Source organism: Paraburkholderia sp. WC7.3g, assembly GCF_050436345.1.
In the GTDB taxonomy this organism is placed as follows: Bacteria; Pseudomonadota; Gammaproteobacteria; order Burkholderiales; family Burkholderiaceae; genus Paraburkholderia; species Paraburkholderia podalyriae.
Genome location: NZ_JBNDMA010000002.1, coordinates 1299303 through 1323326, shown reverse-complemented (window position 1 = coordinate 1323326; position 24024 = coordinate 1299303). Strand labels below are relative to the sequence as shown.

The 24024-nt window shown below is 64.6% G+C and carries 24 protein-coding genes; 10 read left to right on the top strand and 14 right to left on the bottom strand.

What is annotated here, in order from left to right:
• The first annotated feature begins 65 nt into the window (after window positions 1-65).
• Window positions 66-791, top strand: a complete 726-nt coding sequence (locus OKW43_RS17635) for an SIMPL domain-containing protein (RefSeq protein ID WP_429448740.1) — start codon at window positions 66-68, stop codon at window positions 789-791.
• A 100-nt stretch (window positions 792-891) separates the two neighbouring features.
• Here OKW43_RS17635 and lgt read toward each other — a convergent pair whose 3' ends face one another.
• Window positions 892-1797, bottom strand: a complete 906-nt coding sequence (gene lgt, locus OKW43_RS17630) for a prolipoprotein diacylglyceryl transferase (protein ID WP_429448738.1) — start codon at window positions 1795-1797, stop codon at window positions 892-894.
• A 47-nt stretch (window positions 1798-1844) separates the two neighbouring features.
• Entirely contained in the window at window positions 1845-2825 is a 981-nt protein-coding gene (locus OKW43_RS17625) for a LysR family transcriptional regulator (protein ID WP_429448736.1), read from the bottom strand.
• Between the two features lie 159 nt (window positions 2826-2984).
• Here OKW43_RS17625 and ilvD point away from each other — a divergent pair, with 159 nt between their 5' ends.
• Together ilvD and OKW43_RS17615 are read left to right on the top strand one after the other, a co-directional pair.
• Window positions 2985-4658 (top strand): dihydroxy-acid dehydratase, encoded by a 1674-nt coding sequence (gene ilvD / locus OKW43_RS17620; RefSeq protein WP_429448734.1) that lies wholly within the window; start codon window positions 2985-2987, stop codon window positions 4656-4658.
• A 148-nt stretch (window positions 4659-4806) separates the two neighbouring features.
• Window positions 4807-5145: a c-type cytochrome gene (locus OKW43_RS17615; RefSeq protein WP_187636645.1), complete on the top strand. Its 339-nt coding sequence runs from the start codon at window positions 4807-4809 to the stop codon at window positions 5143-5145.
• 24 nt (window positions 5146-5169) lie between these two features.
• Here OKW43_RS17615 and OKW43_RS17610 read toward each other — a convergent pair whose 3' ends face one another.
• From OKW43_RS17610 to OKW43_RS17600, 3 genes are all read right to left on the bottom strand, one after another.
• Entirely contained in the window at window positions 5170-5988 is an 819-nt protein-coding gene (locus OKW43_RS17610; protein ID WP_429448732.1) for a DUF2486 family protein, read from the bottom strand.
• Between the two features lie 80 nt (window positions 5989-6068).
• A complete protein-coding gene (locus OKW43_RS17605) occupies window positions 6069-6485 on the bottom strand; it encodes a DNA polymerase III subunit chi (protein WP_429448730.1) in 417 nt (138 codons plus the stop codon).
• Window positions 6486-6537: 52 nt separating this feature from the next.
• A complete protein-coding gene (locus OKW43_RS17600) occupies window positions 6538-8049 on the bottom strand; it encodes a leucyl aminopeptidase (protein WP_187636648.1) in 1512 nt (503 codons plus the stop codon).
• A 137-nt stretch (window positions 8050-8186) separates the two neighbouring features.
• Between OKW43_RS17600 and lptF the strand changes: the two genes are divergently transcribed.
• From lptF to OKW43_RS17585, 3 genes are read left to right on the top strand one after another with little or no spacing between them, the layout of a single operon-like run.
• Complete coding sequence (lptF, locus tag OKW43_RS17595; RefSeq protein ID WP_187636649.1) at window positions 8187-9284, top strand: LPS export ABC transporter permease LptF; 1098 nt, start codon at window positions 8187-8189, stop codon at window positions 9282-9284.
• A gap of 3 nt (window positions 9285-9287) precedes the next feature.
• Window positions 9288-10436, top strand: a complete 1149-nt coding sequence (gene lptG / locus OKW43_RS17590; RefSeq protein ID WP_187636650.1) for an LPS export ABC transporter permease LptG — start codon at window positions 9288-9290, stop codon at window positions 10434-10436.
• A gap of 38 nt (window positions 10437-10474) precedes the next feature.
• Complete coding sequence (locus tag OKW43_RS17585) at window positions 10475-10855, top strand: sirohydrochlorin chelatase (RefSeq protein ID WP_429448727.1); 381 nt, start codon at window positions 10475-10477, stop codon at window positions 10853-10855.
• Window positions 10856-10910: 55 nt separating this feature from the next.
• On the opposite strand, the gene cobA is transcribed toward OKW43_RS17585, so the two are convergent.
• The 6 genes from cobA to OKW43_RS17555 form a co-directional block, all read right to left on the bottom strand.
• Window positions 10911-11666, bottom strand: coding sequence for a uroporphyrinogen-III C-methyltransferase (cobA, locus tag OKW43_RS17580; protein ID WP_429448725.1), 756 nt, complete (start codon window positions 11664-11666; stop codon window positions 10911-10913).
• A 79-nt stretch (window positions 11667-11745) separates the two neighbouring features.
• Window positions 11746-13062 (bottom strand): sulfate adenylyltransferase subunit 1, encoded by a 1317-nt coding sequence (locus tag OKW43_RS17575; RefSeq protein WP_429448723.1) that lies wholly within the window; start codon window positions 13060-13062, stop codon window positions 11746-11748.
• Between the two features lie 25 nt (window positions 13063-13087).
• Window positions 13088-14050, bottom strand: a complete 963-nt coding sequence (cysD, locus tag OKW43_RS17570; protein WP_429448721.1) for a sulfate adenylyltransferase subunit CysD — start codon at window positions 14048-14050, stop codon at window positions 13088-13090.
• Between the two features lie 101 nt (window positions 14051-14151).
• Window positions 14152-14898: a phosphoadenylyl-sulfate reductase gene (locus OKW43_RS17565; protein WP_429448719.1), complete on the bottom strand. Its 747-nt coding sequence runs from the start codon at window positions 14896-14898 to the stop codon at window positions 14152-14154.
• Window positions 14895-15437 carry a DUF934 domain-containing protein gene (locus tag OKW43_RS17560; RefSeq protein WP_187636656.1) on the bottom strand — a complete coding sequence of 181 codons (543 nt, stop codon included), beginning with the start codon at window positions 15435-15437 and terminating at the stop codon, window positions 14895-14897. Before OKW43_RS17560 ends, OKW43_RS17565 begins: the two co-directional genes overlap by 4 nt.
• Window positions 15438-15459: 22 nt before the next feature.
• A complete protein-coding gene (locus OKW43_RS17555) occupies window positions 15460-17139 on the bottom strand; it encodes a nitrite/sulfite reductase (protein WP_429448716.1) in 1680 nt (559 codons plus the stop codon).
• A gap of 225 nt (window positions 17140-17364) precedes the next feature.
• On the opposite strand from OKW43_RS17555, the gene OKW43_RS17550 reads away from it, so the two are divergent.
• The 4 genes from OKW43_RS17550 to OKW43_RS17535 all read left to right on the top strand — a co-directional run bounded on the left by OKW43_RS17550 (window position 17365) and on the right by OKW43_RS17535 (window position 20674).
• Complete coding sequence (locus OKW43_RS17550) at window positions 17365-18306, top strand: CysB family HTH-type transcriptional regulator (RefSeq protein ID WP_187636658.1); 942 nt, start codon at window positions 17365-17367, stop codon at window positions 18304-18306.
• A gap of 39 nt (window positions 18307-18345) precedes the next feature.
• Window positions 18346-19515, top strand: coding sequence for an ABC transporter substrate-binding protein (locus tag OKW43_RS17545; RefSeq protein WP_429448714.1), 1170 nt, complete (start codon window positions 18346-18348; stop codon window positions 19513-19515).
• Between the two features lie 96 nt (window positions 19516-19611).
• Complete coding sequence (locus tag OKW43_RS17540; protein ID WP_187636660.1) at window positions 19612-20376, top strand: ParA family protein; 765 nt, start codon at window positions 19612-19614, stop codon at window positions 20374-20376.
• 37 nt (window positions 20377-20413) lie between these two features.
• Window positions 20414-20674: a hypothetical protein gene (locus OKW43_RS17535; protein ID WP_027196949.1), complete on the top strand. Its 261-nt coding sequence runs from the start codon at window positions 20414-20416 to the stop codon at window positions 20672-20674.
• Window positions 20675-20716: 42 nt separating this feature from the next.
• On the opposite strand, the gene OKW43_RS17530 is transcribed toward OKW43_RS17535, so the two are convergent.
• The 3 genes from OKW43_RS17530 to OKW43_RS17520 all read right to left on the bottom strand — a co-directional run bounded on the left by OKW43_RS17530 (window position 20717) and on the right by OKW43_RS17520 (window position 24004).
• A complete protein-coding gene (locus OKW43_RS17530) occupies window positions 20717-21868 on the bottom strand; it encodes a Gfo/Idh/MocA family protein (protein WP_187636661.1) in 1152 nt (383 codons plus the stop codon).
• A gap of 56 nt (window positions 21869-21924) precedes the next feature.
• Window positions 21925-22974: a sugar phosphate isomerase/epimerase family protein gene (locus tag OKW43_RS17525; protein ID WP_429448712.1), complete on the bottom strand. Its 1050-nt coding sequence runs from the start codon at window positions 22972-22974 to the stop codon at window positions 21925-21927.
• Window positions 22975-23041: 67 nt separating this feature from the next.
• Window positions 23042-24004: a substrate-binding domain-containing protein gene (locus OKW43_RS17520; protein WP_429448710.1), complete on the bottom strand. Its 963-nt coding sequence runs from the start codon at window positions 24002-24004 to the stop codon at window positions 23042-23044.
• Window positions 24005-24024: the final 20 nt, after the last annotated feature.

Below are 24024 nucleotides of genomic sequence, written 5' to 3'. Positions count from 1 at the left end.
ACCGCGCGCCGCCACGCGGTGCTCGCATCGAACGTGCACAACCTGTGCAAACCAGGAGTCCAGCCATGACGAAAAGAACCGCACGGGCCGTCGCACTCGCGCTCGCCTTTGGCGCGCCTGTGGCGCTCGCGCTGAACCCGGCTCCAGCGCGAGCGCAGAGCATGATGCCGCAGCCTTCGGGCGTGCTGTCGCTGAATGCGCAGGCGAGCGCCGAAGTCCCGCAGGACGAGGTCGAGATCACGCTGTTTTACGAGCAGGAAGCGAGCGAGCCGTCGTCGCTGACGTCGACGCTGAACGAACGCGCCGACGCGGCGTTGCAGAAAGCGCGCGGCGTCAGCGGCGTGACCGCGCGCTCGGGCGCGTTCTCGATCTTTCCGTCGACGGACCGGGACGGACGCATCTCGGCGTGGCGCGGCCGTACGGAAGTCGTGCTCGAATCGCGCGACTTCGCCGCGGCATCGAAGCTCGCCGGACAGATGGCATCGATCATGCAGGTGGGCAACGTGCGTTTCTCGCTGTCGCCGGAAGCGCAGCGCGCGGCCGAGCAGCGGCTCAGCGGCGAGGCGATCAAATCGTTTCGCGAGCAGGCCGCGTCGTCCTCGCAGGCGTTCGGCTTTAGCGGCTATTCGATTCGCGAGGTCAACGTGAATCACAGCGGCGCGATGCCGCGTCCGATGATGATGATGAGCGCGCGCGCGATGGGTGCCGACGCGAAGAGCGCGCCGCTGTCGCTCGAAGGCGGCACGTCGACGGTGACCGTCAACGTGTCGGGGTCGGTGCAGATGAAGTGACGCGCAAGCGCGAACGCAAGCTCAAAGGGAAACGCCACGGCATCTGTCGATGCCGTGGCGTTTTTTTCACGCAGCGCTCGCCACGCTACCGGAGCGCGGCTCAGTTCGCGCCAACCGCCTGCGCCGGCTCGCGACGCCCACGGCGATACGCCCACACCATCAGGCCAATGCCCGCGAGGATCATCGGCAGCGACAGCCATTGACCCATCGACAGACCCATCGCGAGCAGGCCGAGGAAATCGTCCGGCTCGCGCGCGAATTCGACCGTGAAGCGCGCGAGGCCGTAGCCGATCAGGAACATCGCGGAAATCGCGCCGAGCGGCTTCGGCTTGCGCGAGAAGAAGATCAGCACGAAGAACAGCGCCACACCTTCGAGCGCGATCTCGTACAGTTCCGACGGATGCCGCGGCAGCATGTGATATTGCGCGAACACTTCGTTCAGATGCCATTGCGCGGCCAGTTGCGGATGCGCGGCGAGCCACGCGGCGTCGTCAGGCGCGGCGCCGGGAAACAGCATCGCCCACGGCGCGGACGGCTCGGTCACGCGGCCCCACAGCTCGCCGTTGATGAAGTTGCCGAGACGCCCCGCCGCAAGGCCCGTGGGCACCATCGGCGCGACGAAGTCGGTGACTTGCAGCCACGAGCGCTTGCGCTGATACGCGAACAGCATCATCGCAAGCGTCACGCCGAGAAAGCCGCCGTGAAACGACATGCCGCCTTCCCACACCTTGAAGATGTCGAGCGGATGCGCGAAATAAAAGCTCGCCTTGTAGAACAGTACATAGCCGAGCCGGCCGCCGAGGATCGTGCCCAACACGCCGAAGAACAGCATGTCGTCGATATCCTTCGCGCTCCAGCCTTGCGCGGCGACGTACGGCAGACGCAGACGCAGCCGGGCGACGACGATCGCCGCGACGAACGCGACGAGGTACATCAAGCCGTACCAGCGCACGGCGAGCGGCCCCAGATGAATGGCGACAGGGTCGAAATTGGGGTGAATGAGCATCGTGTAGTTATGGGCAGTTCAGGTTCGGAAGCAGTTTTTACAGCGGATCACACGCGCGACGCCACGCTCGCCGCATGCGCGCGCACGATATCGATGAAGCCCGCCAGCACCGGACTGACCTCGTCGGTGCGCCAGACGAGGCCCGTCTCGATCGCGGGCACCGACTCGGACAGCGGCCGGTATACGACGCCGGTGCGGCGCAGGTTACGCAACGATTGCGGCACCAGTGCGACGCCCATGCCGGCCGACACGAGACTGACGATGGTCTGCATCTGGATCGCCTCCTGGCCGATCCGCGGCGCGAGGCCCGCGACGCCGTAGCAATCCATAATGATGTCATAAAAGCCTGGCGCGAGACGCCTTGGGAAGATCACGAGCGGCGCGTCGGCGAGATCGCGCAGGCTGACGGGCGTGTCGAGCCATTCGGCAGCGGCGTCTTCATTGGCGTTGCCGTCGGCGTTCATGCCGCCCGGCACCCGCTGCGCCATCTCCGTCGACATCGCGATCACGAGCGGCTCGCGCGCGATCGGCAGCCACGACAGCCGCGCCACATACCGGGACGGCAGCGGCGCGATCACCAGACCGGCGTCGATACGCCCGGCCACCAGTTCCTCGACCTGCACGTCGCTGGTCGCCTCGGTCAGTTCGAGCCGCACGCGCGGATGCCGCGCGCCGAAATCGCGCAGCAGCAGCGGCAGCAGGCCGTAATCGGCGGTCGAGACGAACGCGAGCGCCAGCACACCCGCCTCGCCACGCGCGAGGCTCTGCGCGAGCGGCCTCAGCCCTTCCGCGGCCGCTAGCAGCCGCTGCACCTCCGGCAGCAGATCGGCGCCGACCGCCGTCAACTCCACCGAGCGCTTGGTGCGCGCGAACAGCTCGACGCCGAGCGTCTCCTCGAGCGCGCGGATCGCCTGCGACAGCGGCGGCTGCGTCATCGACAGACGCGCGGCCGCGCGTCCGAAGTGCTTTTCCTCGGCGACGGTGACGAAATAGCGCAACTGGCGCAGGTCGGGAATGGTCGGCAGCATGATTAATACATTTTACGACCTGAACAACCGCGAATAATACACGCGACGCGTGTCACGCAAAACCGCCGGTTCGCACGGTCCGGCGGAACTACACTGAACGGATGCGCGCGCGAACGCCACCGCGCGCGTTCATCAGAACAGCCAGACCTGGAGCTTCCCATGGCCTACAACCGTCGTTCGAAGAACATCACGCAAGGCATCGCGCGTTCACCGAATCGCTCGATGTACTACGCGCTCGGCTACCAGAAGGAGGATTTCGACAAACCGATGATCGGCGTCGCCAACGGCCACTCGACGATCACGCCGTGCAACGCCGGCCTGCAGCCTCTCGCCGACGCGGCCGTCACCGCGATCAGGCACGCCGACGCGAACCCGCAGACCTTCGGCACACCGACGATCTCGGACGGCATGTCGATGGGCACCGAGGGCATGAAGTACTCGCTCGTATCGCGCGAGGTGATCGCCGACTGCATCGAGACCTGCGTGCAGGGGCAATGGATGGACGGCGTGGTCGTGATCGGCGGCTGCGACAAGAACATGCCGGGCGGCATGATCGGCCTCGCGCGCATGAACGTGCCGGGGATCTACGTGTACGGCGGCACGATCCGACCGGGTAACTGGAAAGGCACCGATCTGACGATCGTGTCGTCGTTCGAGGCGGTCGGCGAATTCACGGCGGGCCGCATGTCGCAGGAAGATTTCGAGGGCATCGAAAAGAACGCGTGTCCGTCGACCGGTTCGTGCGGCGGCATGTACACGGCCAATACGATGAGCTCGTCGTTCGAGGCGCTCGGCATGTCGCTCATGTATTCGTCGACGATGGCGAACCCCGATCAGGAGAAGGTCGATTCGGCCGCCGAATCGGCGCGCGTGCTCGTCGAAGCGGTCAAGCAGGATCTGAAGCCGCGCGACATCATCACGAAGCGGTCGATCGAAAACGCGGTCGCGTTGATCATGGCGACCGGCGGCTCGACCAACGCGGTGCTGCACTATCTGGCGATCGCGCACGCGGCCGAGGTCGAATGGACGATCGAGGACTTCGAGCGCATACGCAAGAAAGTGCCGGTGATCTGCAACCTGAAACCGTCGGGCCAGTATGTCGCCACCGATCTGCACAAGGCGGGCGGCATCCCGCAGGTGCTGAAGATCCTGCTCGACGCCGGACTTCTGCACGGCGATTGCATGACGATCACCGGCAAAACGATCGCCGAGGAACTGAAGGACGTGCCAGCCAAACCGCGCAGCGATCAGCAGGTGATCTTCCCGATCGATAAGGCACTGTACGCCGAAGGGCACCTCGCGATCCTGAAAGGCAATCTCGCCGAAGACGGCGCGGTCGCCAAGATTACGGGGCTGAAGAACCCGGTCATCACGGGTCCCGCGCGCGTGTTCGACGACGAGCAAAGCGCGCTCGAAGCAATCCTCGCCGACAGGATCGTCGCCGGCGACGTCATCGTGCTGCGCTATCTTGGCCCGAAGGGCGGCCCCGGTATGCCGGAAATGCTTGCGCCGACCTCGGCGATCATCGGCAAGGGACTCGGCGAGTCGGTCGGGCTCATCACCGACGGCCGCTTCTCGGGTGGCACGTGGGGCATGGTGGTCGGGCACGTCGCACCGGAAGCGTTCGTCGGCGGCACGATCGCGCTCGTGCAGGAAGGCGATTCGATCACGATCGACGCGCACAGGCTGCTGCTGCAATTGAACATCGACGACGCCGAACTGCAGCGCCGCCGCGCCGCATGGCAGGCGCCGAAGCCGCGCTACACACGCGGCGTGATGGCGAAGTATTTCGCGCTTGCGCAGCCGGCGAACCGGGGGGCGGTGACGGGCTGATCACCGCGGCGGGCGTGGCCGGCTCGACCGATGAACCCGCCGGCCGCGCTACGCAAAAAACGCGAAGGGGCGCACGAAAAGCCGTGCGCCCCTTTGCTCTTATAATGCGTGCACCACGAGCCGGGCATCTGCACTGGCGGAGACCATAATGAAATCGATGTCGTACGCGGCCGTAGCAGCCGCTGTTGCGCTCGCCGCCGCATTGAGCGCCGCCAGTCCCGCAGCCCGTGCCGAAGCGGCCGGCCTCGCGCTCGCACAGCAGAAGAACTGCATGAGCTGCCACTCGGTCACGCGCCCGTTCATGGGACCGGCGCTGCACGACGTTGCAGCCCGCTATGCGGGACGCAACGACGCCGCCACCTATCTGAAGCACAAGATCCTCGATGGCGGCACCGGCGTATGGGGAACCGTGCCGATGCCCGCGAACACGCAACTGACGCCCGATCAGGCGGCCACACTGGCGGCCTGGGTGCTGACGCTCAAATAACGGACGTCTGCCGTCAGCGCGGCATCAATTCGAGCGCCGCGCAATTTCTTCTTCCACCGCTTCGCGTACCCAATCGGTCATCGCGACTTCGAGCGACTGCGCGACCTCACGCGTGATCTGACTCACGAGCAGGCTTGTGTGCTGCTGCACCGCATCGCGGCAGCGCGCCTCGATGATGCCGCGCCCCTCGCCCGTCAGAAAACCCTGGAAGCGTCCGTGCAAACGTGCGGCGATCGCGTCGGCATCGAATGTGGGCTGCGCGGGCGCGGCTTCGTTCGCGCCGTCATGGCCGATATCCGGCGGCACGGTCGCGCCGGCTTCGAGCGGTATGAAGGGCTCGGTTCGATCGAACACGCCGGGCGACACCTCCACGTCCTCTTGCAAGTCATCATGCCCATGTCGCACATGAACGCCGTGATGCGGCCGTGCGTGCTTCTTCGGGTGCGTGTGATCGGCCACGCGCGGCTGATGAAGCTCGGTCTGCGCGAGAGGCTCATGCTCCGCCGCATGCGCGGCTTCTCGCGTCGGCATCGGCTCCGGCACGAGCACGGGCTCCGGCGAACTCAGTTGCTCGGGCGTGGGCACCGGTTGGGGCGCGAGTAGCGGCTCGGGCGCCAGCGTCGGGTCGGCTTGGTGCGCGGGCGTCGGCACGAACGCGGGTTCCGTGCGGGAAGCAGGTTCGCGCGCCGCCGCCGGTTGCGCGGCGGGTGGGGTTGCGGGTTCGGCGCCCGGCTGGGGCGCGGGCGCGGCGGCATCGGCCGACGCCTCGTGCGTCTCGCGCGCGCGGCCCGGCACGAGGACCTCGTTCAGGACCGGAATCGAATTGTCGTGGGGATCGGACACGTGCGCTCTCCGTGAGTCGAAGACAGGGCAGGCGGCCCGCATGCCGCGTTCCTCGCGGCAATGACGCGCAGCGCAACGAACTAGCCGCCCTGCTTGTAGTTATTCAAAGCATAGCCGCGATCGCGATAGAAGCGATAGCGCTCGCGGCCCGCGGCGAGTTCTTCATGTGCGTTACCGACCACTTCGAGCAATCTTTCGAAGCGCGCGAACTGCGCCGGCACCGTTGCGCCCAGATTGAGCAGCACCTGATGATGCGGCACGTCGTCGAGATTCGTGGCCAGCACGACGGGCGTGTCGGCGGCAAGCGGCGTGGCTGCCATACAGTGCGGCACGAAGTCGAGCGGCGAGAAGGTCCACAGCATTTCGTCGAAGGCGAGCAGACGCGCGGACTCGGCCAGCACGACGAGCGACTGGCCCGCCAGATATGCCTTGCGCGCGAGGCGGCAGGCGTACAGCAGCGAATCGCCGACGTTCGAGTGAAAGTCGATTCTCGTCATCGGCCGCTCCGCCCCGCTTGCCGCGCGCCGTGCGCGCGCTTACCGCAGCGCGTCATTGGCCGGCGCGGTCGATCAGGAACTGCGCGAGCAGCGGCACCGGACGGCCCGTCGCGCCCTTCGCGGTGCCGCTCTTCCACGCGGTGCCCGCGATGTCCAGATGCGCCCACGGGTACGAATCCGTGAAACGCGACAGGAAGCACGCGGCCGTCACGCTGCCCGCCGGACGCCCGCCGATATTCGCGACGTCCGCGAAGTTCGACTTCAGCTGCTCCTGGTACTCGTCGTCGAGCGGCAGACGCCATGCCGGGTCGGCCGCTTCACGCGACGCGTCGAGCAGCTCGCCCGCGAGCGCGTCGTTCTTCGAGAACAGGCCGCTGTTGTGATGGCCGAGCGCGATGATGCAGGCGCCCGTCAGCGTCGCGATGTCGATGACCGCGGCCGGCTTGAAGCGCTCCGCGTAGGTGAGCGCGTCGCACAGAATCAGGCGGCCCTCGGCGTCGGTGTTCAGCACCTCGATCGTGATGCCCTTCATGCTCGTGACGATGTCGCCCGGCTTGGTGGCCGTGCCCGACGGCATGTTCTCGACGGCCGGGATGATGCCGACCACGTTGATCTTCAGGCCCATCTCGGCGACCGCGCGCAGCGTGCCGAGCACCGAGCCCGCGCCGCACATGTCGTACTTCATCTCGTCCATGCCCTCGCCCGGCTTCAGCGAGATGCCGCCCGTGTCGAACGTGACGCCCTTGCCGACCAGCACGACCGGCGCGGCCTTCGCGGCGCCGCCCTGGTACTGCAGCACGATGAACTGCGCCGGCTCGACCGCGCCCGCGGTGACCGACAGGAACGAGCCCATCTTCAGCGCTTCGCACTGCTTCTCGCCGAGTACCTCGACTTTCAGCTTCCAGTCTTTCGCGAGCTTCTTCGCGGTGTTCGCCAGATGGGTCGGCGTGCAGACGTTGCTCGGCAGATTGCCGAGGTCGCGCGTCAGGTCCATGCCGTTGGCGAGCGCGGCGCCCTGCTTCGCGGCGAGCTTGGCGGCTTTCTCGTCGCCGGTGTTGATGCTGAACACGACGCGCTTCAACGCGCGTGGCGCGTTGTCCGCCTTACTCTTCATCTGCGTGAAGCGGTAGGTCAGCTCGCGCAGCGCGAGGATCGCGGCGCGCACGCACCAGTCGGAGGTGCGCTCGAGCACCGGCAGTTGCGCGAGCGTGAACGTGACCTGCACGATCTTCGTGCCGAGCAGCGCGCGCCACGCGGCGCGGACCGCCTCGCCGTAAGCTTTCTGGCTGAAAGCGTCCTGTTTGCCGAGACCGACGAGCAGCACGCGCGACGCGCCGATACCCGACACTTCGTGCAGGAACAGCGTGGTGCCGGCCTTGCCGTCCATGTCGCCCGCCTTGATGATGCGCGTGAGCAGGCCCTTGGTGGCCGCGTCGATCTCCAGCGCGGCGCCCGACAGCGTTTGCGACTCGAACACGCCGATCACGATGCAATCGGATTTGCCGGTCAGGAAACCGTTCGTCGAGCCTTTGGTCCAATCACAGGCTTTTATGCTAAAGTCCATCGCGCTTGTCCTCGGATAAAATCTGGGCTTAGGATGAAAGCCGCAATTATCCGCTATTTTTCCCGCGGCGGCTGCACCGGAGGCGTGACGGGAACGAACCCGCGCGTCGCCGTGAGCGCCCCCTCTCGTCATCAATAATGATCTTTGAACGCTCCCTCCAGCGCGAGCTCGCGTACACGGCTGGCGCCGTGTTCATGGTTCTCCTCACGCTAGTGCTGACGACGATGATGATCCGCATCGTCGGCTTCGCGGCCTCGGGCGAGATCGACCCGCGCGACGTGCTGGTCCTGATCGGCCTCACCGTGATCGGCTATCTGGCCATCATGCTCGTCGCGACGCTGTTCGTGTCGATCCTGTTCGTGCTCACGCGCTGGTACAAGGACTCCGAGATGGTCGTGTGGCTGTCCTCGGGCGTCAGTCTCGCGCAATTCATCAAGCCGATCGGCATTTTCGCCACGCCGATCATCATCCTGATCATGTTCTTCGTGTTCGTTGGCTGGCCTTGGTCGAACCAGCAGAGCAAGCTGATCCGCGCGCGCTTCCAGCAGCGCGACGAAGTCTCGCTGCTCGCGCCGGGGCAGTTCCGCGAATCGCCGACCACCCACCGCGTGTTCTTCATCGAGAAGATGTCGCCCGACCAGGGGCACGTCGAGAACGTGTTCGTGACGAGCACCGAGGGCGGCAAGGTCAACGTCGTCGTGTCGAAGAACGGCCACATCGAGACGCACAAGAATGGTGACCGTTTCGTCGTGCTGGAAAACGGCCGCCGCTACGACGGCGAGCCGGGCCACCCCGATTTCCGCATCATGGAGTTCGAGCGCTACGGCGTGAAGATCCAGAGCCAGCCGGTCGTCAATACGCCGACCACCACCGGCTTGCCGACGCTCACGCTGCTGCGCAATCCCACTAAAGAGAACCTCGCCGAATTCGCGTGGCGCGCGGGTCTTCCGTTGATCGCAATCAACCTGATGCTGCTCGCGATTCCGCTCGCGCACCAGAACCCGCGGCGCAGCCGCACCATCAACCTCGTGATGGCCGTATTGATCTACCTCACCTATTCGAATCTGCTGAACGTCGTGCAGGCATGGATCGAGCAGGGCAAGATGTCGTTCGGCGTCGGACTCGTGATCCTGCACGTGATCGTGCTTGGGATCGTCGCGTTCATCTTCTGGCTGCGCGTGCGCAACCGGCCGCTGTTCACGCGCGCCATGTTCAGCCGTTCGCAGGGAGCCTGAGCGATGCGCATTTATGAAAGGTATTTCGCGCGTCAGATCTATCTCACGTTCGTGTTCATTCTGTTTGCCTTTTCAGGTCTGTTCTTTTTCTTCGACTTGATCAATGAACTGAACTCGGTCGGCCACGGCAACTACAAGTTTCAGTACGCGGTGCTGCGCGTCGCGCTGCAAACGCCGTCGCGTTTCTACGAAATCATTCCGGTCGCGGCGCTGATCAGCGCGATTTACGTGTTCGCGCAGATGGCGGCGAACTCCGAATACACGATCTTTCGCGTGTCGGGCCTCGCCACCAACCGGGCGCTGCGCTCGCTGCTGAAGATCGGCATTCCGCTCGTCATCCTCACCTATCTGATCGGCGAAGTAGTCGGCCCGTACACGGATCAGCTGTCCGAGCGGGTACGGCTCGAGGCGCTCGGCTCGTCGGTGTCGAGCAACTTCCAGTCGGGCGTTTGGGTCAAGGACACGCTGACCGAGCGCGCCGACGGCGAGCAGGTCACGCGCTTCGTCAACGTCGGCGAGCTGAAGCCCGACGCCACGATCAGCAACGTGCGCATCTACGAGTTCGATTCGAAGTTCCGTCTGTCGAACATTCGCATCGCGCAAAGCGGCCATTATCAGCCGCCGGGCCACTGGCTGCTGACCGGCGTGACCGACACGCAACTGCTCGACGTGGCCCCGGCTCCCGGCACGCCGGCCGATGTGCTCAATCCGGTCTATCGCGCGAATCAGGTCACGCTGCCCGAGTATTCGCTGCGCTCGGAACTGACACCGCAGATCCTGTCGGTGCTGCTGGTGTCGCCGGACCGGATGTCGATGTTCAATCTGTTCCGCTATATCCAGCATCTGACCGAAAATCATCAGGACACGCAGCGCTATGAAATCGCGCTGTGGCGCAAGGTGCTGTATCCGTTCGCGGTGTTCGTGATGCTGGTGCTGTCGCTGCCGTTCGCATATCTGCATACGCGTGCGGGCGTGGTCGGCATGAAGGTGTTCGGCGGCATCATGCTCGGTATGAGCTTCCAGCTGTTCAACACGCTGTTCTCGCACATCGGCACGCTCAACACGTGGCCCGCGCCGTTGACCGCCGCGACGCCGGGGCTCGTCTACCTGGTGCTGGGACTCGTCGGGTTGAAGTGGGTCGACCGGCACTAACGCCAGTGCGTTGAGGGGCATCGTCAGGAGCTGACGTGATGGCTATGCACGGACTGATTCTGTTTGGTCACGGCGCGCGCGATGCGCGCTGGCGCGAGCCGTTCGAGCGGCTCGCCGACAAGCTGCGCGCCGCGCGCGCGGCGACGGGCGAAGCTCAGGCGGTTACGCTCGCCTTTCTCGAACTGATGGAGCCCGATCTGCCGACGGCCGTCGCGCAACTCGCCACGCAAGGCTGCGATGCGATCACCGTGGTGCCGGTGTTCTTCGGGCAAGGCGGACATGTCCGCGAGGACTTGCCCGCGATCGTCGATCAATGCCGCGCCGCGCACCCCGGTGTCGAGATTCGCTGCGCGGTGGCGGTCGGTGAGGATGATTCGGTGCTGGATGCGCTCGCGCAGTATTGCTTGCGGCAGATCTGATTTTTTCGTTCTGCTTGGCTCATTCGCCGCTGTCAGGCCGGCCTGCCGGGACAATTCAAGCCGCGACCAGCATCCCATTCGACGGGCACTTCGCGTCGATCTGCCGCTCTGCGAACGCCTCGCCGATCATCAACAGACTCGGCTGCGACGCATCGACCCAGCGCTGCGCTTCGCCGGCCGCAAGATCTTCCAGCGTCAACGTCAGCATGCGTTCGCGCGGCGTGCTGCACGCCTCGACGATCGCCACGGGCGTCGTCGCGGGCTTGCCGGCGTCGATCAGTTGCTGCGCGATTTCGACGCCGCTGTCGCGCCCCATGTAGAACACTAGCGAATCGGCGTTGACCTGCTCGCGGATCTCATCGGAACCAGGCGCGCGGCTAAACGTCGCCAGCGCGACGCTGCGCGACACGCCGCGCAGCGTCAGCGAACGCTTCAGCGTTGCCGCGCTCGCCAGCGCGGCGGTGATGCCCGGCACGACCTCATACTCGATGCCCGCGGCTTCGAGCGCGCGCATCTCTTCGTCGGCGCGGCCGAACAGCATCGGATCGCCGCCTTTCAAACGCACGACCACGTCGTGCTCCAAAGCCGCATCGACGATCTGCTTGTTGATGAACTGCTGGGCCGTCGATAGCTGGCCGCAGCGCTTGCCGACCGCAATGCGCTTCGCGCGCGTGGGCGCGTAGTCGAGCATCGCCGGCTCGACCAGCGCGTCGTGCAGCACGACGTCGGCGGCGCCGAGCAGCCGCGCGCCGCGTACCGTAATCAGGTCCGCGGCACCGGGTCCCGCGCCGATCAGATAAACCTTACCCATTGGCATCAACCTGTTCATTGGAGCGTACGCGGCCGCGCGTTGCGCCGCCTGCGTCGCCCTTGCCTTGCTTATGTCGTGCTCAGGCGGAAAACGCCCGGATCATGCCGGCCGCGACCGTGTGGTTCGTCGCCTCGTCGATCAGCACGAACGCACCGGTACCCTGATGCGAGTCGTACGCGTCGCACACGAGCGGCTTCTGCAGCGTCAACGCGACACGACCGATGTCGTTCATCGCCAGTTCGTTGCGATCGGTCGCCTGCGACAGCGTATGCACGTCGAGCACTTCCTTGATCGCGCCGATCTTCGCAAACACCGTACTGGTGGTCTGCTTCAGCAGATACTTTCGCTGCGTCGACAGCGGCGTGTCGTCGAACCAGCACAGGTCCGCTTCGAGCTTCTTCGCCGGTTCCGGTGCCGCTTCGCACAGCACGAAGGTGTCGCCGCGCGACACGTCGACATCTTCCGCAAGACGGATCGTCACCGTCTGACCGGCGAACGCGCGGTCCACCTGGGCGGTGCCGCCAACCACCGGCGCGATGATCTCGGCGACGGTCGCCTCGCGATTGGCGGGCAGCACGACGATCGTGTCGCCGAGCTTCACTTCACCCGATTCAACACGGCCCATGTAGCCGCGGAAATCGTCGGCCTGACTGCCGTCCTGACGCGCAACCCACTGCACCGGGAAGCGCAGCGCCTCGCCGCTCGCGGTTTCGACCGGCAGCGCTTCGAGCACGTCGAGCAGCGGCTCGCCTGCGTACCACGGCATGCGCTCGCTCGCCGTGACGATGTTGTCGCCCTTCAGCGCCGACACCGGCACAAAGCGCACATCCTGCAGACCGAGGTGACGCGCGAGCTCGACGTACGCGTCGCGGATCTCGTTGAAGCGTGCTTCGCTGTAGTCGACGAGGTCCATCTTGTTGATCGCGACGATCGCGTGCTGCAGACCGAGCAGCTTGACGATCGCGCTATGACGCTTGGTTTGAGGCAGCAGTTGCGCGACGCCGTTTTCGAACGTCACGCGCGTCGCGTCGACGAGGATGATCGCGGCATGCGCGGTCGACGCACCCGTCACCATGTTGCGCGTGTACTGCTCGTGGCCCGGCGTATCGGCGATGATGAACTTGCGCTTCGCGGTCGCGAAGTAGCGGTACGCGACGTCGATCGTGATGCCCTGCTCGCGCTCGGCTTCGAGGCCGTCTGTCAGCAGCGACAGATCGATTTCGTCGCCGACCGTGCGCTTGTTTTTCGCGCGCGACAGCGCCGACAGCTGGTCGCTCAATACGGCCTTGCTGTCGTACAACAGGCGGCCGATCAGCGTGCTCTTGCCGTCGTCGACGCTGCCCGCGGTGATGAAACGCAGCACGCCGAGGTCTTCTGGTTGATGAATACTGCTCATGATTTTCCTTGTCCCTCTGTCGTGCTTAGAAATAACCCTGCTTTTTGCGCTGCTCCATCGCCGCTTCCGACACCTGATCGTCCATCCGCGTCGCGCCGCGTTCCGTGATTTCAGTGACGGCCGTTTCGGCGATGATTTTCTCGATGTCGTCCGCGTCGCTTTCGACCGGGCACGTGCAGCTGATGTCGCCGACCGTGCGGAAGCGCACGAGCGTCTGTTCGCTCGTCTCGCCTTCGCGCATCGGCGTGAGCGGCGTGACCGGCACGAGCAGGCCGTTGCGGCGCACGATCTCGCGCTGGTGCGCGTAGTAGATCGACGGCAGTTCGAGCTGTTCACGCGCGATGTACTGCCACACGTCTAGCTCAGTCCAGTTCGAGATCGGGAATACGCGCATGTGTTCGCCCTTGTGCAGACGAGCGTTGTAGAGGCTCCACAGTTCCGGGCGCTGGGCCTTCGGGTCCCACTGGCCGAATTCGTCGCGGAACGAGAAGATACGCTCTTTCGCGCGGGCCTTTTCTTCGTCTCGGCGCGCGCCGCCGATCATCGCCGTGTAGCCGTATTTCTCGATCGTCTCGAGCAGCGTCACCGCCTGCGCGGCATTGCGCGAATCCGTTTCGCGACGCAGACGCACGGTGCCGCGCTTGATCGAATCTTCAACGTGGCCGACCACCAGTTCCGCGCCGATCTGTTGTGCGCGACGATCGCGGAAGTCGATCACTTCGCCGTAGTTATGGCCCGTGTCGATATGCACGAGCGGGAACGGAAGCTGCGTCTTGCGGTTCGCGCCGAGGCCGAACGCCTTCAGTGCGAGCGCGAGCACCACGACGGAGTCCTTGCCGCCCGAAAACAGCAGCGCCGGCTTGCTGCATTCGGCGACCAGTTCGCGCAGGATGTGAATCGACTCGGCCTCGAGCCAATCGAGGTGATCCATCCGGTTGACCGTGTTGGCAAGCGGAGCGTTGACAGTGGAATCGAGCGTGGTGCTCATAGCGGGTCCTTCGTTGGTTCGCCCGGCAAGCGCTTCTCGCACGGGCGAAAGTATTCAGATCGGTTTCGGCGGTAGTGCGCCGCAAGCTCGGTACGCAGCGCTCAGGCCGACGCGTTTTCGTTGCGCTCGACCGCAATCGGAGTAATCGCCGTGATATGCAAGCCGCATTCCTTCGTATCGCGCGACTCCCACCACCAGCGCCCCGCCCGGCTGTCCTCGCCTGGGCGGATCGCGCGCGTACAAGGCTCGCAGCCGATGCTCGGATAACCGCGCGCATGCAGCGGATTGACCGGCGCATCAAACGCCTTAAGATAATCCCAGACTTCGGCTTCGGTCCAGTCCGCGAGCGGATTGAACTTGGCGATGTTGCGCGCGCCGTCGTGCTCTTCCTCGTGCAGCTCGGTACGCGTGACCGACTGCTCGCGGCGCTGCCCGGTCACCCAGGCGCTGACGTCGGCGAGCGCGCGATTGAGCGGTTCGACCTTGCGGATCTCGCAGCAGCGCTTGCGCAGCTCGACGCTTTCATAGAATGCGTTCAGGCCGTGCTCGCTCACATATTGCTCGACCGCGGCCACCTGCGGATGGAACTGCTCGATGTCGTAGCCGTAGCGCTCTTTCACGCGATCCAGCATGCCCAGCGTTTCCGCATGCAGACGCCCCGTGTTCAGCGAGAAGACGCCAATCTTCACGCCGCGCGACAGGATCGCGTGCGTGAGCAGCATGTCTTCGGCCGCGAGGCTGCTCGCGAGCTTGACGTTCGCGTGACGCGCAGCGATCGAGTCGAGCAGCGCGTCGAGACGCTCGACCTTCGCTGCGAGCTCCGGGCTCAACGATTGGGCGGCGCTCATGCCGGCACCTTGGCGGCGCCAGTCTGCGTCGCACGGCGGCGGAATAGCGGCGACGTGTCCACGGCGCCCTGGTACTGCACGCTGAAGTCGTCGAACGCTTTCAACGCGTCGTTGATGTCCTTGTCGGCGCGCAGTGCATACGCGTCGAAGCCGCAGCGGAACATGAAGGTGATCTGGTCGCGCAGCACGTCGCCGATCGCGCGCAGTTCGCCGGTGTAGCCATAGCGCTCGCGCAGCAAACGGCCGATGCTGTAGCCGCGGCCGTCGCGGAACACCGGGAAGTCCACGGCGATCAGCGCGAGCTTGTCGAAGTCGCTGACGATGTCCGCCGGTTCGTTATCCGGCGCGAGCCACACGCCGATGTCGGCGGCTTGACGCGCGGCAACGAGCGCGTCGCGCTCGGCCTGCCACAGCGCCAGCGGCACGATCACCTTGCCGGCCGGCAGTTCGCTCACCGCGGGCAAAGCGCCATCTTCCGCGGGACGCACGACGCTCCAGTCGTCGTTGACGATCGCGCGGTTCTTGATGATAGAAGCCATCTGTTCAGTATCCTTTTCGCGGTTACGCGTGAGCCGGTTGACGCGCGGCGTACACGCGCTCCTTGAACGGCGCGATGCCGATGCGGGTGTACGTATCGATGAAACGTTCGCCTTCGTGGCGGTTTTCCACGAACGTATCGATCACCTTCGTCATCACGTCGGGCATTTCCTCGGCCGAGAACGACGGGCCGATCACACGGCCAAGGTGAGCGCCGGTCGCTCCCGTGCCCTGCTCGCCGCCGAGCGTCACCTGGTACCACTCGGAGCCGTCCTTGTCGACGCCCAGAATGCCGATGTTGCCGACGTGATGGTGACCGCACGCGTTGATGCAGCCCGAGATGTTCAGCGACACGTCGCCGAGGTCGTACACGTAGTCGAGGTCGTTGAAGCGTTCCTGGATCGCGAGCGCGATCGGAATCGACTTCGCATTCGCGAGCGAGCAGAAGTCACCGCCCGGGCACGAGATGATGTCGGTCAACAGGCCGATGTTCGGCGTCGCGAAACCCTGCGCCTTGGCCTTTTCCCACAGCGCGAACAGGTCGCGCTTCTTGACGTCGGCGAGGATCAGGTTCTGTTCGTGCGACACGCGAACCTTGCCGAACGAGTACTCGTCGGCCCAGTCGGCGACCGCTTCCATCTGCACATCGGTCGCGTCGCCCGGCGCGACCGTGGTCGGCTTCAGCGACAGCGTGACCGACGCGTAGCCCGCCACCTTGTGCGGACGCACGTTACGCTCGACCCAGCGCGCGAACGCACGGTTTTCGAGCAGATGTTTTTCGAACGACGTGTCGGTGTCCGGCAGTTTGTCGTAAGCGGGCGGCGCGAAGTATTGCGTCACGCGATCGACTTCGGCCTGCGTGAGCGTCGACGGGCCGTCCTTCAGGTGCTGCCACTCTTCTTCGACCTGCGCGGCGAACTTCTCCGGCGACAGCGCCTTCACCAGAATCTTGATACGCGCCTTGTACATGTTGTCGCGGCGGCCGTAGCGGTTGTACACCCGCAACACGGCTTCGCTATAGGTCAGCAGGTGCTGCCACGGCAGATCGCGGCGGATCACCGCGCCGACGATCGGCGTGCGGCCCAGACCGCCACCCGCGAGGATGTCGGCCACCAGTTCGCCCTGTTCGTTCCTGCGCAGATACACGCCCATGTCGTGGATCTGCACAGCCGCGCGGTCTTCCTTCGAACCCGACACGGCGATCTTGAACTTGCGCGGCAGCCACGCGAATTCGGGGTGGAACGTCGACCATTGACGCAGGATTTCGGCCCACGGACGCGGATCGACCACTTCGTCGGGCGCGACGCCGGCGAATTGATCCGCGGTGATGTTGCGAATGCAGTTGCCCGAGGTCTGAATGCCGTGCATCTGCACCGACGCGAGCTTGCGCAGAATCTCCGGCGTTTCTTCGAGCTTGATCCAGTTGTACTGGATGTTCGAACGCGTCGAGAAATGGCCGTAGCCGCGGTCGTGTTCACGCGCGATCAGCGCGAGCACGCGCATCTGATCGCTGCGCAAGTTGCCGTACGGAATCGCGATGCGGTGCATGTACGCGTGGCGCTGATAGTACAGGCCGTTCTGCAGACGCAGCGGACGGAATTCCTCTTCGCTCAATTCGCCCGACAAGCGGCGGCGAACCTGATCGGCGTACTGCGCGACCCGTTCATCGACGATGGTCTGGTCGTACTGATCGTATTGGTACATTCGGGGACCCCAATTTTTTGAAACTTGCGTGACACGCGACCGTCCGGCTCGGCCGCGGCTTGAATATCCGCTTTGTCAGCTATCGCAAGCGAGCGTTTAGACCCATCGCTCATTTGCTTATAACAAATACAGATATCCATATTGAAAAAGATGGACAGATCGTAATAAACTCGCCTTATATTTCAAACGACTAAAAAATTCTTTTTATATGCGGCGAGGTTATATATGAATCTGCACCAATTCCGCTTCGTTCGCGAGGCTGTGCGGCAGAACTTCAACCTCACCGAAGCCGCCAAGGCGCTGTATACGAGCCAGCCGGGCGTCTCGAAGGCGATCATCGAGTTGGAGGACGAACTCGGCGTCGAAATCTTCACCCGCCACGGCAAGCGCGTGCGCTCACTCACGGAGCCGGGCCGCATCATATTGGAGTCGGTCGAAAAAATCCTGCAGGAAGTGGAAAGCCTGAAGCGGGTCGGCAAGGACTTCGCGGCGCAGGATCAGGGCAACCTGACGATCGCCGCGACCCACACGCAGGCACGCTACTCGCTGCCCGCGGCGATCGCCGAGTTCAAGAAGCGCTTTCCGAAGGTTCACCTTTCAATTCTGCAAGGCAGTCCCACCCAGGTCGCCGAAATGGTGTTGCACGACCAGGCCGACCTCGCGATCGCGACCGAGGCGATCTCGAACTACAAGGATCTGGTGTCGCTGCCCTGCTTCCAGTGGCACCACGTCGCGGTGATGCAGCCGGACCATCCGCTGCTCGAGCGCAAGCTGCTGTCGATCGACGACCTGACCCAGTACCCGCTGATCACCTACGACAACGCGTTCGCCGGCCGCACCAAGATCAACGAGGCGTTCCGCCTGCGCGGTCTGCATCCGGACATCGTGCTCGAGGCGATCGACGCCGACGTGATCAAGACTTATGTCGAGCTGGGTCTCGGCGTCGGCATCATGGCCGACATCGCGTTCAACGCCGAGCGCGACCGCCAATTGCGCGCGATGCCGGTCGGCCATCTGTTCGGCAGCAACGTGACGCGCGTCGCACTGAAACAGGGGGCGTATCTGCGCAGCTACGTGTACACGCTCGTCGAGCTGCTGTCGCCGAGCCTGAACCGCAAGCTGATCGAGCAGGCGCTGAAGGGCGAACACGAAACCTACGAACTTTGAACCGCTTCCATACCGCTCTCTCGCTACGGAGACCTTCCGATGAAGTTGCATAACAATAAAGTACGCAACACCCTGCGCGGCCTCGCAGCCGCGGCGCTACTCGTCGCCAGCGCGGCGCACGCCGACCTGAAAGTCGGCGTCGATCTGTCGTCCACCGGGCCGGCCGCCGTCATCGGCATCACGAGCAAGAACGCGATGCTGATGTGGCCGCAGACGATCGCCGGCCAGAAAGCCGACTACATCTTCCTCGACGACGCGTCCGACCCCGGCAACGCGGTGCGCAACATCCGCAAGCTGATCAACGAAGACCACGTCGACGTGATCGTCGGCCCGAACATCACGCCCGCCGCGATGGCCGCGCTCGATCCGGTCGCCGGGAGCCAGACGCCGATGATCACGCTGATCGGCTCGGCAAGCGTCGTCGAGCCGCAGGAAGGCAAAAAAATCTGGGCCTACAAGATGGCGCAGACCGATCGCGCGATGGCCGATGTGATGACGCGCTACATGTCGAACCACAACGTGAAGACGGTCGGCTTCATCGGCTTCGCGGATGGCTATGGCGAAAGCTGGCTCAACGAGTTCAGCAAGTTCGCGGCGCTGCGCCATATCCAGCTCGTCGCCACCGAGCGCTACAACCGCACCGACGCCAGCGTGACCGGCCAGATCCTGAAGCTGATGGCCGCCAGACCCGACGCGATCCTTGTCGCCGGCGCGGGCACGCCGACGGTGCTGCCGCAGCGCACGCTGATCGAGCGCGGCTACAAGGGGCCGATCTATCAGACGCACGGCATTGCGACGCCGGAGTTCATCAAGCTCGGCGGCAAAGACGTGGAAGGCACGCTGTTCCCGACGCAGCCGGTCGTCGTCGCGCGCACGCTGCCGGCCGATCATCCGTCGAAGAAGGCGGCGCTCGCATTCGTCGATGCGTACGAGGCGAAGTACGGTCCCGGCAGCGTCACGCAGTTCGCGGGTGACGCGGCCGGCGTATACCCGCGCCTGCAGGACGCCGTCGCGCGCGCGTTGAAGACCGCGCAGCCGGGCACGCCGGCGTTTCGCGTCGCGTTGCGCGACGAGCTCGAGCACGCGCATGAACTGGTGGTGCCGAACGGCGTCGTCAATACGAGCCCGAAAGATCACGTCGGTCTCGATCAGCGGGCGAGCGTGATGGGCACCATCAAGAATGGCAAGTTTGTTTATCTGAGCCAGTAATCTTGCATCGGGGCCTCGCGACCCGTCAAAATCTTTGCCGTCACCCGACTCAGGTATGCTGGGCGCTTTGTAATCGCTTCCGTTCAAGGGGAGACCATGCGGCGCGTTGTATTCAATCAGAAAGGTGGCGTCGGCAAATCGACCATCGTCTGCAACCTGGCGGCCATCAGCGCGAGCGAAGGATTGCGCACGCTGGTGATCGACCTCGACGCCCAGGCGAATTCGACCCAGTACCTGCTCGGCGCGCAGGCGAGCGAGGTCAACCCCACCGTCGCCGGCTTCTTCGAAACAGCGCTCGGCTTCAGCTTCAGGCCTGTGGAAGCCACCTCGTTCGTCCATCCGACGCGCTTCGAGAATCTCGACGTGATGCCCGCCCATCCCGACCTCGACACGCTGCACGGCAAGCTCGAATCGCGCTACAAGATCTATAAGCTGCGCGACGCGCTGAACGAGCTCGACATGTACGACGCGATTTACATCGACACGCCGCCCGCTCTGAACTTCTACACGCGCTCGGCGCTGATCGCCGTCGAGCGTTGCCTGATTCCGTTCGACTGCGACGACTTTTCGCGTCGCGCGCTCTATACGCTGCTCGAAAACGTCAAGGAGATCCAGCAGGATCACAACGCCGCGCTGGAGGTGGAAGGCATCGTCATCAACCAGTTCCAGCCTCGCGCGAGCCTGCCGCAGAAGCTCGTCGACGAACTGATCGGCGAAGGGTTGCCGGTGCTGGGGTCGCGCTTGTCATCGTCGGTGAAGATCCGTGAATCGCATCAGCTGGCGACACCCGTCATTCATCTCGATCCGGGGCATAAGCTGGCGCAGGAGTATCGGGCGTTGCATCGGGAGTTGAACTGCTAAAGTAGCGCTCTACCCAATCAGCACCCGCGGCCCCATCATGCGCACTACCCGAGCCATTCACGCCGTCGAGCGCCTGAAAACGCGTACCGGCAACCCGCGCTTCGCCGCGATCAGTCTGTCCGGCGGCCTGTTCTATCTGGTCGACAAATCGGGCGGGGTCGACAAGAAAGTGTCCGACCCGCTGACACTCGACGACTTCGTCAAGTTCGTCGATGCCTATGGCCCGCAGAAACCGCGCAAGGCCAGCAAGTTCGATATCGCATTCGAAGCGCAGATCAAGAAAAGCAAGGGCGGTTGACGCTTCGGCAGCTTCGCCGGCCTTGCGCTTCAGTTCAACGCTTCACGCCCTTGCGATCTCCACCCACCGTCCATCCGCCGCACTGCTTTTCAGCACCGCCTCGATAAACCGCAAACCGTCGACGCCATCATCGACCGTCGTCAACAACAGGCTTTCCGGTGGCAGCGCGCGACCTTCGTTCAGCGCATCGATCTGCAATGCCGCATCCTTGTACAACTGCGCGAAGGCTTCCAGATAGCCTTCCGGATGCCCGGCCGGCACGCGCGTCGCATGCGCGGCAACCGGACTTTTCACACGAGCGCGTGTCAAGCGCTCGGCAGCACCGCCCAACGGCGTGAACCACAACGCGTTCGGCTCCTCCTGATCGAACGCGAGTCCCGCCTTCGTGCCATACACGCGCAAGCGCAGCGCGTTTTCCGCGCCGCTCGCCACCTGGCTCGCCCACAACATGCCGCGCGCGCCGTTCGCATAACGCAGCATCGCCTGCACGTGATCGTCGATACGACGTCCCGGCACGAACGTGTGCAACTCCGCGCACAGCGCCCGCGGCGTCATTCCCGTCACGAAAGCGGCCAGCTGATACGCGTGCGTGCCGATATCGCCGAGGCACCCGGCCGGACCAGCCAGCGCCGGATCGGTACGCCAGCCCGCCTGCTTGTTCGCGCCGCCGGTTTCGACCGGCTCGGCGAGCCAGTCCTGCGCATACTCGACCTGCACGACGCGTATCTCGCCCAGCTCGCCATGTTCGACCAGCTCGCGCGCATGCCGCACCAGCGGGTAGCCCGAATAGGTATGCGTCAACGCAAACAGCCGCTTTTTTGACTGCGCAAGCTTCGCGAGCGCTTCGCCTTCAGCGAGCGAAACCGCGAGCGGCTTGTCGCAGATCACGTGGATCTGCGCTTCGAGAAACGCCGTCGCGACCGGCGCATGCAGATGGTTTGGCGTGACGATCGCGACCGCGTCGATGCCGTCGTCGCGCGCGGCCTCGGCGCGCGCCATCTCGCGCCAGTCCGCGTAGCTGCGCGCGACGCCCGCTTCGAGCGCGCTCGCCCGCGCGCGCTCGGGATCGGACGACAACGCGCCCGCCACCAGTTCGAAACGATCGTCGAGCCGCGCCGCGATCCGATGCACCGCGCCGATGAACGCGCCCTGCCCGCCGCCGACCATGCCCAGCCTGAGCCTTCTTCGCTGCATCGCTTGCGCTCCCCTCTTTTGCGTCCTCCGTTGCACCGACAGGTACCGCCCATCGGTCAGATGCCCAGCACGCTCTTTAGCTGCGCGGTATCGACACCGCTGCCCGCGAAGTCATCGAATGCATGCTCGGCCACGCGGATGATGTGCCGGCGGATGAACTCGGCGCCTTCGCGCGCGCCGTCGTGCGGATGCTTCAACGCGCATTCCCATTCGAGCACGGCCCAGCCCGGAAAATCGAACTGCGCCATCTTCGAGAAGATCGCGCCGAAGTCGATCTGCCCATCGCCGAGCGAGCGAAAGCGCCCCGCGCGCTCGACCCAGCCGCTATAGCCGCCGTACACGCCCTGCTTGCCGGTCGGACGAAACTCCGCGTCCTTCACATGAAACGCCTTGATGCGCTCGTGATAGATGTCGATGAACGCGAGATAGTCGAGCTGTTGCAGCACGAAGTGGCTCGGGTCGTACAGGATGTTCGCGCGCGGATGCTGTTTGACCGCTGCGAGAAAACGCTCGAACGTCACGCCGTCGTGCAGGTCTTCGCCCGGATGCAGTTCGTAGCAGACGTCGACGCCGGCCGCGTCGAACGCATCGAGAATCGGCGTCCAGCGGCGCGCGAGTTCATCGAACGCGAGTTCGACGAGACCGGCCGGCCGCTGCGGCCACGGGTACAGATACGGCCACGCGAGCGCGCCCGAAAACGACACGTGCGTGCGCAAACCCAAACGACGCGACGCCTGCGCCGCAAGCTTCATCTGCGCGATCGCCCATTCCGTGCGCGCCGCCGGATGGCCGCGCACGTGCGGCGCGGCGAAGCCGTCGAACAACGTATCGTAAGCCGGATGCACGGCGACCAGTTGCCCCTGCAGATGCGTCGATAGTTCGGTGATCGCGACGCCCGCGTTGTCGGCGCTCTCGCGCAGTTCGTCGCAATACGCGTCGCTCGCGGCCGCCTTGTCGAGATCGATCAGGCGCGGGTCGCACGGCACCTGGATGCCCTTGAAGCCGAGACCCGCGGCCCAATCCGCGAGATGCGCGAGGTTGTCGAACGGCACGTCGTCGCCCAGGAACTGCGCGAGAAAAATCGCCGGCCCTTTGATGGTTTTCATCGTACGGTTCCTCGAACTTTGCGCGGGGGTCGCGCCCACGCACGCTAGACGATGCCCGGAGCGCCGCTCAGAACGGCGAGTCCGGGAAGTAGAACTGCTGGGCGTTTTCCTTCGTGATCAGCACCGACGGAATGATCGTCGTGGCCGGCAGCTTGTCGCCCTTCAGCCGCGCTTCGGCCGTCAGCTTGATCGCGTCGTAGATGAATTTCGGCGAGTACGACACGTCGGCCTTGATCATCGGCGCGCCGTCCATCACGTTCTTCACCATGCCCTTCGAGCCCGCGCCGCCGAACACGATCTTGATGTCGTTGCGCTTCGCCTGATCGATCGCCTTCAACACGCCGACCGCCATGTCGTCGTCGGCGGCCCATACGGCGTCAATGTGCTTGAAGCGCGTCAGGTAGTCCTGCATCACCTTGAACGCGTCGTCGCGATTCCAGTTCGCGTACTTCGCGTCGAGGATCTTGATGTCCGGATAGTTTTTCATCACGCCGGTGAAGGCGGTCCAGCGCTCGTTGTCGAGCGTGGTCGGAATGCCGCGCAGCGCGACGACGTTGCCCTTGCCGTCGAGTGCCTTCGCCAGGTACTCGGCTGGAATCTTGCCGAACGCGGTGTTGTCGCCGGCCACGTAGGCATCCTGCGCGCTCGTGTTCGTCAGGCCACGATCGACTACCGTCACGTACACGCCCCTTCGCTTCACCTGCTCGACCGGTTGGGTCAGCGTCGCCGATTCGTACGGGAAGATCACGAGCGCGTTGATCTTGTTGACCGTCACGAGATCCTGCAACTGGTTCGCCTGCTCGGGCGCGTTGGCCGCGGTCTTCACGATCACCTTCAGATCGGGATGCGCCTTCTCGAGGTCCTCCTTCGCCTTGTTCGCCCACCAGACGATGCCGCCGGTGAAGCCGTGATCGGCCGTCGGAATCGCAACGCCCAGCGTGACCTTGTCGTCGGCGCGCGCCGCGCCGCTCGTGCCCAGTATCCCCAACGCCAGCACGCCGGCGCCGATCGCTCGAATGACTTGCTTCATGGTGTGTGTCTCCAATCATG

Bases quoted from the DNA above. Each gene is read 5' to 3' on its own strand.
- ilvD (WP_429448734.1), top strand. From the start codon at position 2,985: ATGGCCTACAACCGTCGTTCGAAGAACATCACGCAAGGCATCGCGCGT.
- OKW43_RS17530 (WP_187636661.1), bottom strand. From the start codon at position 21,868: ATGCAGCGAAGAAGGCTCAGGCTGGGCATGGTCGGCGGCGGGCAGGGC.
- OKW43_RS17560 (WP_187636656.1), bottom strand. From the start codon at position 15,437: ATGGCTTCTATCATCAAGAACCGCGCGATCGTCAACGACGACTGGAGC.
- OKW43_RS17600 (WP_187636648.1), bottom strand. From the start codon at position 8,049: ATGGACTTTAGCATAAAAGCCTGTGATTGGACCAAAGGCTCGACGAAC.
- OKW43_RS17635 (WP_429448740.1), top strand. From the start codon at position 66: ATGACGAAAAGAACCGCACGGGCCGTCGCACTCGCGCTCGCCTTTGGC.
- lgt (WP_429448738.1), bottom strand. From the start codon at position 1,797: ATGCTCATTCACCCCAATTTCGACCCTGTCGCCATTCATCTGGGGCCG.
- cysD (WP_429448721.1), bottom strand. From the start codon at position 14,050: ATGAGCACCACGCTCGATTCCACTGTCAACGCTCCGCTTGCCAACACG.
- OKW43_RS17625 (WP_429448736.1), bottom strand. From the start codon at position 2,825: ATGCTGCCGACCATTCCCGACCTGCGCCAGTTGCGCTATTTCGTCACC.
- OKW43_RS17555 (WP_429448716.1), bottom strand. From the start codon at position 17,139: ATGTACCAATACGATCAGTACGACCAGACCATCGTCGATGAACGGGTC.
- OKW43_RS17525 (WP_429448712.1), bottom strand. From the start codon at position 22,974: ATGAAAACCATCAAAGGGCCGGCGATTTTTCTCGCGCAGTTCCTGGGC.
- cobA (WP_429448725.1), bottom strand. From the start codon at position 11,666: ATGGGTAAGGTTTATCTGATCGGCGCGGGACCCGGTGCCGCGGACCTG.
- OKW43_RS17615 (WP_187636645.1), top strand. From the start codon at position 4,807: ATGAAATCGATGTCGTACGCGGCCGTAGCAGCCGCTGTTGCGCTCGCC.
- OKW43_RS17585 (WP_429448727.1), top strand. From the start codon at position 10,475: ATGGCTATGCACGGACTGATTCTGTTTGGTCACGGCGCGCGCGATGCG.
- lptF (WP_187636649.1), top strand. From the start codon at position 8,187: ATGATCTTTGAACGCTCCCTCCAGCGCGAGCTCGCGTACACGGCTGGC.
- OKW43_RS17575 (WP_429448723.1), bottom strand. From the start codon at position 13,062: ATGAGCAGTATTCATCAACCAGAAGACCTCGGCGTGCTGCGTTTCATC.
- OKW43_RS17535 (WP_027196949.1), top strand. From the start codon at position 20,414: ATGCGCACTACCCGAGCCATTCACGCCGTCGAGCGCCTGAAAACGCGT.
- OKW43_RS17545 (WP_429448714.1), top strand. From the start codon at position 18,346: ATGAAGTTGCATAACAATAAAGTACGCAACACCCTGCGCGGCCTCGCA.
- OKW43_RS17550 (WP_187636658.1), top strand. From the start codon at position 17,365: ATGAATCTGCACCAATTCCGCTTCGTTCGCGAGGCTGTGCGGCAGAAC.
- lptG (WP_187636650.1), top strand. From the start codon at position 9,288: ATGCGCATTTATGAAAGGTATTTCGCGCGTCAGATCTATCTCACGTTC.
- OKW43_RS17605 (WP_429448730.1), bottom strand. From the start codon at position 6,485: ATGACGAGAATCGACTTTCACTCGAACGTCGGCGATTCGCTGCTGTAC.
- OKW43_RS17540 (WP_187636660.1), top strand. From the start codon at position 19,612: ATGCGGCGCGTTGTATTCAATCAGAAAGGTGGCGTCGGCAAATCGACC.
- OKW43_RS17520 (WP_429448710.1), bottom strand. From the start codon at position 24,004: ATGAAGCAAGTCATTCGAGCGATCGGCGCCGGCGTGCTGGCGTTGGGG.
- OKW43_RS17565 (WP_429448719.1), bottom strand. From the start codon at position 14,898: ATGAGCGCCGCCCAATCGTTGAGCCCGGAGCTCGCAGCGAAGGTCGAG.